This window comes from Paenibacillus taichungensis, from assembly GCF_013359905.1.
In the GTDB taxonomy this organism is placed as follows: Bacteria; Bacillota; Bacilli; order Paenibacillales; family Paenibacillaceae; genus Paenibacillus; species Paenibacillus taichungensis.
Genome location: NZ_JABMCC010000108.1, coordinates 1 through 11,780, shown reverse-complemented (window position 1 = coordinate 11,780; position 11,780 = coordinate 1). Strand labels below are relative to the sequence as shown.

The 11,780-nt window shown below is 51.5% G+C and carries 9 protein-coding genes; 7 read left to right on the top strand and 2 right to left on the bottom strand.

Features of this window, described 5'->3' with window-relative positions:
- Positions 1–7: 7 nt before the first annotated feature.
- Both HP548_RS12760 and HP548_RS12755 read left to right on the top strand, forming a co-directional pair.
- Entirely contained in the window at positions 8–1,186 is a 1,179-nt protein-coding gene (locus HP548_RS12760) for a winged helix-turn-helix domain-containing protein (RefSeq protein WP_175381877.1), read from the top strand.
- Between the two features lie 71 nt (positions 1,187–1,257).
- Positions 1,258–2,598 carry an MFS transporter gene (locus HP548_RS12755; protein ID WP_175381876.1) on the top strand — a complete coding sequence of 447 codons (1,341 nt, stop codon included), beginning with the start codon at positions 1,258–1,260 and terminating at the stop codon, positions 2,596–2,598.
- Positions 2,599–2,692: 94 nt separating this feature from the next.
- Here the strand turns inward: HP548_RS12755 and HP548_RS12750 are convergent, their stop codons facing one another.
- Together HP548_RS12750 and HP548_RS12745 are read right to left on the bottom strand one after the other, a co-directional pair.
- A complete protein-coding gene (locus HP548_RS12750) occupies positions 2,693–3,274 on the bottom strand; it encodes a hypothetical protein (RefSeq protein ID WP_076287406.1) in 582 nt (193 codons plus the stop codon).
- Between the two features lie 28 nt (positions 3,275–3,302).
- Positions 3,303–3,836, bottom strand: coding sequence for a hypothetical protein (locus HP548_RS12745; protein ID WP_090952228.1), 534 nt, complete (start codon positions 3,834–3,836; stop codon positions 3,303–3,305).
- A gap of 213 nt (positions 3,837–4,049) precedes the next feature.
- On the opposite strand from HP548_RS12745, the gene HP548_RS12740 reads away from it, so the two are divergent.
- From HP548_RS12740 to HP548_RS12720, 5 genes are all read left to right on the top strand, one after another.
- Positions 4,050–4,547, top strand: a complete 498-nt coding sequence (locus HP548_RS12740) for a DUF6385 domain-containing protein (RefSeq protein WP_076287408.1) — start codon at positions 4,050–4,052, stop codon at positions 4,545–4,547.
- 45 nt (positions 4,548–4,592) lie between these two features.
- Positions 4,593–5,912, top strand: coding sequence for a DUF6385 domain-containing protein (locus HP548_RS12735; RefSeq protein WP_175381875.1), 1,320 nt, complete (start codon positions 4,593–4,595; stop codon positions 5,910–5,912).
- A gap of 79 nt (positions 5,913–5,991) precedes the next feature.
- Positions 5,992–8,349, top strand: a complete 2,358-nt coding sequence (locus tag HP548_RS12730) for a TPR domain-containing glycosyltransferase (protein WP_175381874.1) — start codon at positions 5,992–5,994, stop codon at positions 8,347–8,349.
- Positions 8,306–10,210 carry a glycosyltransferase gene (locus tag HP548_RS12725; protein WP_175381873.1) on the top strand — a complete coding sequence of 635 codons (1,905 nt, stop codon included), beginning with the start codon at positions 8,306–8,308 and terminating at the stop codon, positions 10,208–10,210. Before HP548_RS12730 ends, HP548_RS12725 begins: the two co-directional genes overlap by 44 nt.
- Positions 10,211–10,261: 51 nt before the next feature.
- On the top strand, positions 10,262–11,780 hold a 1,519-nt coding region (locus tag HP548_RS12720; protein ID WP_175381872.1), incomplete at its 3' end, for a glycosyltransferase.

Sequence of the window (11,780 nt, the reverse complement as noted above, 5' to 3'; positions counted from 1 at the left end):
GCCGAGCATGTCGTTACAATTCGATGAAGGAACATACAGCGTAACCCGGCGTACCGATTCCATTCGCCTGCTGGCGAAGGAATTTGCGCTGCTGCATTTTTTGTATGAGAACAAGGAAAAAGCCTTTACTCGCAGCCAACTGCTGGACCGGGTATGGCCCTTGGAATATCCGGTTGAACGCACCGTGGACGACCATGTGTATCGACTGCGCAAGAAACTGAAACGTTGGGAAGAAATTGCACTGGAGACCGTGCGTGGTTATGGTTACCGGCTTAACATCCGATCGAATATGGCGATATTGCCCTCTAACCCTTCCGCCCAAGATCAGGAGATGCGAGAAGTGATTCATGGATTGTTCCGCAAATATCATCTGTATGGGCAGGGCAAGTCGATGCTCACGCTGCTGGATCAGCAAGAAGCGCTGGGCATTGAGATTGATCCATTTTATCAGTTGTATATCCACTTTATTCAGGGAGATCTGGAATGGCTGATTACAACAACGGAAATTCCCTTCGAGGAACGTTTGTATTGGCTGCTCATTTTTACACATACCCTGATTGAACCATCGGAGAGTTTGCTATTGTACGAAAAGGCTCTGAATTCATCCGCTTTGTCTGCCGAACAGCTTCGTGAACTTCGCATTCTGAACATTGTTGAAGTCTACGCAGAGGTGGGCCAGTATGAGCAGGCCAAAGCTCGACTTATTGAAACGTATCATGTGATGGAGCAAGATGAACTGGTCCATTTCAGACTTCCGGTAAAGCTCTCAGCGTTGTATGTGGAACTGTGGGGTGGCAGCGGCGAAGCGGTAGAAGATCAAATGGCTTCTTTGCGTTCCGGGTTAAAAGATGCGCCATACTTGCGGGAAATCGGACGTTTTCAAGTAATGGAGGGCCTATGGCTGCTTAGACAAGGGAGAATCCGAGAGGCAGAGCCGAGAATGGACGATGGTCTTGACGTATTGAAAATGACATTGAATGCACCGCTATATCTCAATTCGGCATACCAGATATTGTTGTTCATGGCACATCACCGGATAGAGGGGCGTCTTCGCACTAAATACCTTCAAATTCATGCGGATATCTCCAAAAGTTACGGCGTACCTGTTTATGGAAAGCAAATTGTGGATGAAATTCGCACATTTTTATCCCCGTTTGCTCCATCCTCTGATCTTCCTCTGATATAACTCCCTTATGATTACAGCCAGGAACATACAAGCCAGCAACAAGGCTGTAATCAGGGGAGGAAGTATAACGTATGACCGTCGTTTCAAATGAACCCAATCCATCATCCATTTCGTCCAATAGCGGCTCCAAAAGCCTATGGACCAACTTCCGCTTCATGCGGATGTTTATTGCGTATTCGCTAGCGACCTTTGGAGATTGGTTTGACGCGCTCGCCATCCAGATCATGGTCGCTTATCGTTGGGGTGCTGATCCGCTGATCATTGCCCTTATTCCGGTATGTATGGCTGTTCCGGGTATCGTACTTGGCTCAGTGGCAGGTGCACTCGCTGATCGTTTGCACAAGGTGAAAATCATGATGATATGTGATGTGATCACCGTTGTATTAACGGTTGCAATTCTGTTCGCACCAAGTGCGGCTTGGCTGCTACCGCTTCTTGCTTTACGAGCGCTAATGGGAGTATTCCATGTTCCTGCGCAGCAGGCACTCACCCGCCAAGTAGTAGCAGAGGAGCATTTGTTCCAGGCATCGTCATTGAACGGTTTTGTGAACCAATGCTCCAAAGTAGCGGGACCGCTGCTGGGTGCAGTCATTGTGGCCGTATTTTCACCGCAAGTTTGTATTTTAATCAATGCTTGTACACGTCTGTTGTCCGGAGCCGTATTATGGCCTTTACGGCGTCTAACAGAGAATCCAGAATCGTCTTCATCGGACGGGAGTCCTTTGGAAACGGGGGAGACCACGGAATCTTTATTCAGCCAATGGCAGAAAGGTTGGCGTTTTATTCAGAGCAGCCGCATCCTTCTGAGTACGATGCTGTTTGGTTGCTTTGGATTAATGGCGATCCTCATGATCGATTACCAGTTTACGACGCTGTTTCGGGAGATCAAGCCTGGCAACGAAGCCCTGATTGGCTGGCTGGGATCATCCGCTGGGGCAGGTGCGGTTGTGATCATTCTCCTGTTGAATCGGCTTCCGCGAATTGGGTATGGCTGGGGGCTGGGTGGAGGATATTTGCTGATTGGTGCGGGAATTGCTGCGCTTGGTTGGGTTAGTTCTCAAACGTCCGAGTTCTGGATCATCATCTGGGGCTTATGCATCGGAGTGGGCAATGGTCTGTTCATGGTGACGTTGAATTACTTGCTGCAAAAAGAAACTCCGCCTGCCTATGTAGGCCGTGTATTCGGTATTCAAAACTCACTTTCCAGTGTCGTGCTGGTCGTTGCTCCACTTGCTGGCGGCGCCTTGATTCGGAGTGTAGGACCCAGTCCCACATTTCAATATATCGGCATGGCGACACTGGCCATTGGTTTGGCAGGCATGCTGCTGCAACGAATCTTATGGGTGGGGAAACAAGCGCATCCGGTAGAGTCGTCTGGAGAACTTGGACAGAAGTCAGTCAGACAGCCATAATTGCCATTGTTACGGTAAAAAGAAGATCGAACGATGAACAGCCGCTACGGTTACTTATCCGTAAGCGGCTATTTCTATTTAATAGGGCAGTACATCATGCTTCCCACCAAGAGAAATAGGAAGTGGAGGCCATCAGCCCACCAACAGACAGGGATCCGCTCACCGACAGGTTAATGGACTGACCGGGAGGAACCACGTAACGTCCTAACTCGTTGGATAGAAAGGGCCCTACCTGCAAGGGCATAGCCAATAAGGTTGTGGTACCCGTGGGAGCGGCAGCGGAGAATCGTACCGTTGCAATGCTCGTATTACTGCTTGATAAATTATTGTTTACCGGTGTGAGTGTGCTCGGTGATGTCAATGTTCCATTTGCAGACAGAGTCATGGTACCACTGAAGGAAGAAAGCAAGTTGAGCGCGACCGTGATTCCACCGGAAAGCCGTGATATATACACATTTTTACCGCTCCCGACTGGGTTGGTCAGTTGGACAGTAGCAATAACACTGCCCCCCAGCAATCCTAGTGTTGTGGAGTTGGTTGAGCCTGCATTGTACAGATTGCCAGTACTACCTGCATTATTCTCAGGTGGAGCCACAATGCCGGGAGAAGTAAACGTATTCGTAATGGACGTATAAACGGGACGGTTTAGCGGGTTGAACACGTGATCATTCGGCATTGTGCACACTCCTTTTCTAAATGATATGTCAGAATTCCCACCAGGAAAGATTAATGGAGGCGGTTTGGGAACCCGTTCCCGCACTGATGGATAGTGTCTGCCCTGGAGGGACGATGATAGAACCGTTCAGGTTTAACATATACATGCCCGCTGTAAGAGGAATGCTTAACAAGCTTGTTAATGTTCCCGTTAATGTGCCGGTATTTTGCCTTGTTGTCATCACACTCGTATTGGTATTGCCCAACAATGTATTGACTGGCGCAGGTGTGGTACCACCTGTAATGGTTCCGCCGGAATAGACAATGAGTGTAGCAGCTGCGGTTGTACCTCCGCTGATCCTAGAGACGTACAAGGTACGCCCACTGCCCGCTGCATTAACGACCTGCAGCAACAGATTTAGTCCAGCACCTACACTGACATTATTGGTAGTCAGTGCAAATGAACTGCCTGCGGCTGCCGCACCGCCCTCTGGAGTGGACTCAATGCCGGGGGCAGAGAATGTATTAGTTAGTTGAGTATATAAGGGGCCGTTAGATTGATTAAATACATTGGAATTGGTCATATAATCCACCTCCAATCTGTCTGAATAATCAATGAACTGTTTCTATGAAAGTTTGAAAGAGAGCCGTGAAGAGGTTGTACTTGCAGTGTATGTGGGAAACAAGGGAAGGGTTTGGGATATGCATAGTAAATCCTCAAATAACGGCGCATGCCGTGCCCGTATTTTACATGCAGGCATACGATGCGGAAGCACATTTTTTAAGGGGAAATCGATATGAGTCGAACAGCGAAGCGTAGCAAGAAGAAAACGAACCAAACAACTAAATATGTCAGTCGCCGCCAATCCCGTCGTTCCTGCCGCGCTAAATTGCTGAAACCTCCTTGTTCCCGGATTACTCGTCCCCGGTTCAAGCAGGGTAGTTCCTCACGTACGACACTCCCTGGTGCTACTCACTGTTTTACAGAGCATACGTATGTCGGAGCCGAGACAAACGGTAGTATGAATTCTCTTCCGGCTCAAGACACCTCATCGCTCAGCATGTACACATATGGCATTGTAAATCGGGGCGAACATCCGGCTCTTGTGCAGATCCAGATCAGCCCTAATGCCAGAGACTATGCTGTGGACAGCCAGGAAGTGATTGCCGGAGGTCAAACCAAAGCGCTGGTGCCGCTGCGATTTCTGCGTTATACCCGGCTGGTTATCCAATCGGTTGAACCGGATCAGCCAACCCGGCTCGATGTATATTTTCAGGCGCAGCGTATGCCGTAAGAACGTGGAATACAACCGATATAACCAGGGAGGAGGACGAGGCATATGCCTAACTTTACAACGTTTAATACGAATCCGGATAATCTCAGGACTTTGATTTTTGGTCATGATAGTACAGGTGCTGCCCAGCCGGTTCACACCGATACAAGCGGGAACGTACTCGGAATTATTTTAGATGGTACGATTAGTAATATATCAGGTCTCACTACCGTTACCATTAATGCCGGAACCATCACAAATATTCTGAACGGAACGATTACCAGCGTCCTCGGAGCAACGATCACGGCGGGTACCATTAACAGCGTGCTTGGCGCAACCATCACAGCCGGAACATTAACAAACCTGCTGAATGGTACGATCACCAGTGTTCTGGGAGCTACCATTACTGCCGGAACGATCACAAGTGTGCTCGGGGCAACCGTTACTGCGGGGACATTAACAAACCTGCTCAATGGTACCATCACCAGCGTGCTTGGAGCTACAATCACCGCAGGAACGTTGACCAACTTGTTGAATGGTACAATCACGAGTGTCCTCGGAGCGACGATTACAGCTGGAACGATCACCAGCGTGCTTGGAGCCACAGTGACAGCGGGAACACTAACCAACTTGCTAAACGGTACAATCACGAGTGTCCTCGGAGCGACAATTACAGCCGGAACGATCACCAGCGTGCTTGGAGCCACGGTGACAGCGGGGACGCTGACAAACTTGCTGAACGGTACAATCACGAGTGTACTTGGGGCGACAATTACAGCCGGAACAATCACCAGCGTGCTTGGAGCCACAGTGACGGCGGGAACGCTGACGAACTTGCTAAACGGTACAATCACGAGTGTCCTCGGAGCGACGATCACCGCAGGAACGATCACCAGTGTGCTTGGAGCAACAATCACTGCGGGTACAATCACCAGTGTCCTTGGAGCTACGATTACCGCAGGAACACTGACGAACTTGTTAAATGGTACCATCACCAGCGTATTGGGAGCCACCATTACAGCGGGTACACTCAGCAGCGTGACATCCATTTCGCAAAAGAGCTTTCAGGAATCACAGCTTCTTAGTACGCCGACGGCAAACACGTTTACACCGCTTCCGGCGGTCACGACGAGTGTATTCGGCACTTATTCTTTCTTTGTATATAACAGGGGTCCGGGGCTTAACCGGGTTGATGCCCGCGTTGAAATCAGTGCCAACGGTACCAACTGGTACGATGATGTGGACACGGTGACCGGGATTTTGCCAGGCTCGGTGGATGTTCTGGTGCCACAGCGTTTTCTCAAATATACACGTCTTTCCTACCGCTCCAGTCTGCTGGGAGCACCCAGCACGATTGATGTGTTCTTCAATGGACAAGGCACATAATCTGGCTAGTTGTCATATAGGTACATGGAGTCCCTTTGATGGGCTTCATGTACTTTTTTTGCATTGGAGGTGGCTGCATATGCAGAACAGGTTACTCGGAATTCATATGATTGTGCAAAATGAAGAACATCATCTGGCCCGCTGTCTCGACAGCTTCAAGCCGATGGGCAGCGAATGCTTCATCACAGATACCGGCTCAACAGACCGTACACCGGAGATCGCCAGACATTATGGAGCAACGGTGCTTCACACCCGTTGGGAAGATGATTTTGCACATGCCAGAAATATAAGTTTGCCTCTCGCGAGCACAGAATGGATTCTGTGTCTGGACGCGGATGAGTATGTCATACAGGGATTGGAAGAGCTTTTGGATTATCTACCGAAGGTCCATAAGAGCGTTTCGAGACTGCGGATTAAGATAGAGAACCGAATTGGCGAGGGAGCGGGAGAGCGTGTGATCTTCCAACCTGTGCGTCTTTTTCGCGCCCACCAAGGATATCGGTATGCGGGGCGTATACATGAGCAATTGGTTCGTGGAGGAGCAAAGGATGATGGAAAACATGAAGAAGGCGCTCTGGAAATAAACGACTCCTTTACCCGTGAGGAAGACGGGATCGCTGATCATGAACCCTTGGCTCCACTGCGTTTGGTTCATGATGGTTATTTGCCGTCCACGATTGCTCTAGGACATAAACCTTTGCGTAATCTAAAGCTTTTGCAGCAGGAATTAGCTGATCGTCCGGGGCAACCTTTTCACCTCTATAATGTGGGGGTGACATACTGCCAGCTAGGGAATATCGAACAGGCAGCAGAAGCCTTTACTGAATCCTTTCTTCATACACCGCTGCACGCTCCGTATCGCTCCACCCTGGTTCGGGACTATGCCAAGGTTCTACTGGCAATGGGGCGTTATGACGAGGCTCATGGATTATTGGCGGTAGAAAGACAGCGTTATGCGGGGTATGCCGACCTGCATCTGATATATGGAGAGATTTTGGAGCAACAGGGTCTAGAGGAGAGGGCCTACAAGTCCTATGCAAGAGCAACAGATTGCCGGGAGGGCTTCAATGGAGCTGATCTCAAGGACAATAACAAGGCAGAGATTCGAGGCATACATCAGCAAGCAATCGAGCAAACAGATAAACCGGGAAGCGATTCATTACGTGAGGGCAAGTCCTCTGATGATGTTCACAGAGAGCCAGCCCGATTGGAAAGACATTACGTAACGGATATAGGTAGCGATAGCTACAAGGCCTATACAGCCATGGGAAGGCTTGCACAGAAAAGAGGCTTTCTGCAGGAGTCTGCTCATCTGTACAGCCTGGCTCTGGGGAGTGAGATCACGTATGCTCCTGCATGGACAGGGTTAGCCGATGTATTGCAGCAATCCGGAGAGACGGATGAAAGCATAACAGAGACACTATTCGTACGCTGGAAAGAGCATTCAAAGAAAGAGGATCCAGATCTGAGCGGAGTCACATACGATGATGGTCAGGCATATGTGGTGTATGCACTTGCTTCCAGCGGAGCGTATGGGCAAGCATTAGACTTGCTACATGGAGATGCCCGAAATACGCGTATAAAACATGAAGAGTACCTGTATTGGATGTTATGTGACAACAGGGTATCAGATGCGTTGCAGTTCGTGCAGAAACAATGGAGTGACGAGCAACGTGCGGGCGTAAACCTCCAACCTGAGCAACGACTAGACTTGGCATTGACCTTTTGGGCAAATGAGTTGTCTGTATCCGAATCATTTATGGCAGCAGCAGAACCTCAGGAGAGGGAAGGCTGGAGATTGCTGAATGGCCTGCTGGATACGGGAAAACGGGTGCATGCCGAGGATGACAGAGATGGGGAAATAGTTCACCAGACGCTTCAGGCTGCAACGGAGCTGAGTAAGAACATATTGATTCGGGCAGTACAGATGGGACAACTGGCGTTTGCCAGGAACCTGTACGAGAAGATGGCTGCAATTAACTCTGAACACGACGGAAATGGTGTTCATAGCCGTTGGCTGGCCGCTGTTCTTTACTGCCAGGGATACACCATGGCAGCCGCAGAGCTGCTGATTCAATGTATGTCACAAGGCGACTTGGATGCGGAAAGTCTCTTCTACCTTGGAGAAGCCGTCTATGCCAAAGGGCATTATGATCAGGCATTGATTCTTTTCCAGAAGGCATTGGAGAAGGACTCAGAACAGCGGCAGGCGAGGGCTGGAGCAGCTGTCTGTTATATGCGGCAGGCGCTAGGGGTTATCAGACACGAACAAACTCGTTCTCCCGCTGACAAAGTACTTATGGCACAACAGACTGTGCTGGAAACGCAGCTACGAATCGCCGAAGGCATTCCTTGGCGTACGGTGTTCCATGCGAAGGAGAGGAGGAACCAGCTTGCCGACCAAACACATTTCATTATGCATGATCGTGAAGGATGAAGAAGAGCTATTGCCTCATTGTCTCGAAAGTGTCCGTGGGGCGGTGGACGAGATCATTGTTGTGGATACCGGTTCGTCGGACCGAAGTGCAGCCATTGCCAGGGAATATGGGGCAGTGGTTGTGCCGTTTAAGTGGAGCGACGATTTTGCCGCGGCACGAAATGCTGGGCTGGAGCAGGCTTCGGGCGAATGGATTCTTTTTCTCGATGCGGACGAGGCGCTGGATAAGACTGCACGGGAGCAGATCAGAAGCTGGACGGCAGCCAGCGGATGTGACGGATTGTTTTTAAATATCCATAACTATACAGGTTCGGGTCAGCAAGGGGTGACGGTAAATCCGGTATTGCGCCTCTTTAGGAACGAGCCGGAGCATCGGTTCGAGGGTCGGATTCATGAGCAGATCGCGGTGGCAATTTGTCGGAAAAATCCACAGGCTGCTTTTCACGTGACAGACATGATCATCCACCATTACGGGTATCAGACGGCCATTGTGGAGCGCAAAGATAAGGTGAACCGGAATTTGCGTTTGCTTCAACAGGCGGTGGAGGAAGAGCCAGATCAGCCGTTCCATCACTATAACCTGGGTGTTGAGTATTTACGGATGGGGGAAACGGAACAGGCGCTGAAGACGTTTGGGGTAGCAAAAGCGGGAATTGACCCCACCCTGACAAGTTATGCACATCTGTTGTTCAAATATGAGATTCGCTGTTTCCAGCATTTGAGTCGCTGGCAGGAAGCATTGGATCACATCCATGCTGCTCTTGAACTCTTCCCAGAATACACGGACCTGCTGCATCATCGCGGAGTATGTGAGGAGGCGTTGGGCGAAACCGTAAAGGCAGAGCTATCGCTGCGTGAAGCAGTTCGTATGGGACCGCCGCCCCCCATATTTCATACAGAAGAAGGCATCGGAACCTATCAGACCTGGTATACCCTGGGGAGGCTGCTGGAGGGGCGGGCGGACCTTGAAGGCGCAGTGGATGCTTATGTGGAAGCAGTTCGTGCCAAATCGAGCCTGCTGCCGCCGTTGTACCGGATTTTTCGGATCATGTGGGTTTCGGGTCAAGAGCAACACTTGGTGGAGCTGATTAGGGAGCGATTTGCAATGACTTCAGAAGAGGCAATTCAGAAAGTATTGGGCATTCTGGAGCAGTGTCGTTGCTATGATACAGCTGTGCAGTTGTTGCCAGACATATCTTCAGACCTTTCAGCGGAGATGAGGGGGAGGTTATCCATGGCTGAGGCTTTGCTTCAGATTCAACAGGGGAAATGGAACAAGGCACGCCTTAAGCTGGACACGGTACGGCGAAAAAAAGGAGAGCTTTCTGTATCAGCTACCCATTGGATAGAGCGACTAGACTGGATTGAAGGTAGACCGATCGAGGGGAAAGATCAACTGACTTCTTGGCTGTACCGTCATTCGCAACCGGATACGGAGTCGGAGCGATATCAACAGGCAGAACGAATCAGTAATTCACAAGCCGTTGCCCAAAATGAAGACTCAAACGTGGCTGCTGGAACAGCATATAATGGCTGGCAGGCACTTGGACTGATGATGGAAGGATGTGTGCAATCCGGGAAATGGGATGTGCTGCATACGCTGGTTCAGCTTGGTCAGGGGCAGTTGGCAGAAGGAGTGTATCCATTGGTGGAAGGAGCCCGGCAGGAAGCGGGAGAACCCTTTTTCGGAGCCTCCGATTCACGTGTCGGAACGAGCTGGCTGGTGAAAGGGCTTGTCAGTGCTGCCGATCATCATTTGGAGGCATATGCTCAAGGGACAGAAGGACAGCGAGATCGCTGTTGGCCTGTGGTTCAACAGATTAGGTTGGATTTACCGGGGCCGGATGGTTTTGAGTTTTGAAGATTGAATGAAAGAGAGCAGAACCCCGAATAGGAAGGAGGGAGGATGAACATGCAGACAGGAATCAGCCTGTGCATGATCGTGAAGGAAGAGGCCCGGTCGCTTCAGCGATGCTTGGATGCTATTCAGGATGTTGTGGATGAGATCATCGTTGTGGATACGGGATCAACGGATGAGACGATCCACATTGCCCGTCGTTATGGTGCGGTTGTTATCAGTGCAGCATGGACCGGAGATTTTAGTGCTGCCCGCAACCTGTCCCTTGCTGCTGCCACTCATCCTTGGATTCTGGTACTGGATGCGGATGAAGTCTGGATGCAGACCGAGCACAATCTGGCCGAGATGAAGCGGCTGCTGACCTCAAGTCAGGACGACGTATGGGGATACTGGATACAGGTGACGAGTTTGCTCGGAATGTCTGGAGAAGAGCGTGTGACGGATGTGGTGTGTCGTTTATTTCGGAATGATCCCCGGATTGCTTTTCAAGGCATGATTCATGAAGAAGTGGCATCTTCGATTCTGTCCTTCGCTCCGTGGGGTGTGGTCGATTCCGGGCTTGAGATTATTCATTATGGCTATCTGGAGCACGTTATTGTTGGCAAAAATAAACCCGAGCGCAATATGCGGCTAATTCGCTCCGCTCTTCAAGAGTCACCGGATCAACCGGAACTGTTATATGCGATGGCTGCCGAGTGGTTTCAGCAAGCGAGATACGATGAAGCGCTCAAGTTGTTACAGCCTTTGCTGGCAAAGCTTACGCCGGAATGCGGATATCATTCGGATCTGGTACTCAAAACGGCTTATGCCTGGCGGGAACGTAGCCGCCCAGAGAGAGCACTCGCTATCGTTGAGGAATGGAGGCCAGTGTATGCTGACTTCCCTGACTTGCTGGAGCTTGGTGCTGTGTTGGAGCTCGATCAGGGACGGGATGCTGCGGCGCTCGACTGGCTGAAGCAGGCCAAAGCGGCAGCATCCACAGCCAGTCGATATACGTCTGTTTCTGGTGCCGGAACGTATCGCAGCCTGACTCTGGAGGGCATGGCCCATGAACGGCTGGGCTGCTGGCAGGAGGCAGCTAAGGCCTATACCGCTGCGCTCGCTGTACAGCCCGGCAGCTTGTCAGCATGGCAGCGGCTGTTACTGCTGGCCGCAGCTAGCGGGCGGCCGAACGCCATCGCAAGCGCAGCCCAGCGGATAAGCCTGCCGCCTGCGGCCTGGCAGGCGCTGATCCCGGCCGCGCTGGATGCGCATCGGCCGGAATGGCTGTCGCGCCACGCGGCATCGCTGTCTGCCGCGCTGCGGGCGCAGCCCCTCGCCGCTGGGCTGGCGCTGGCCCAGCTCGGCGAGGACGCCGCTGCCATGGCGGCTTTGCAGCCCTGGGCAACGCATGCGCAGCACGGGCAGGAGGCGGTGCTAGCGCTGTGGGCGCTTGGCCACAAGCAGCCCGGTGAGCACCGCACCCGGGCTGCGGCTGGCTCAGCGCGAGGCGCCGCTGCGTCGTCGCCAACGCGGCGTAAGGCCCGCCAGCAGGCGGCCGCGCCAGACGCAGCCCGCGCAGCCGAAGCGCTGC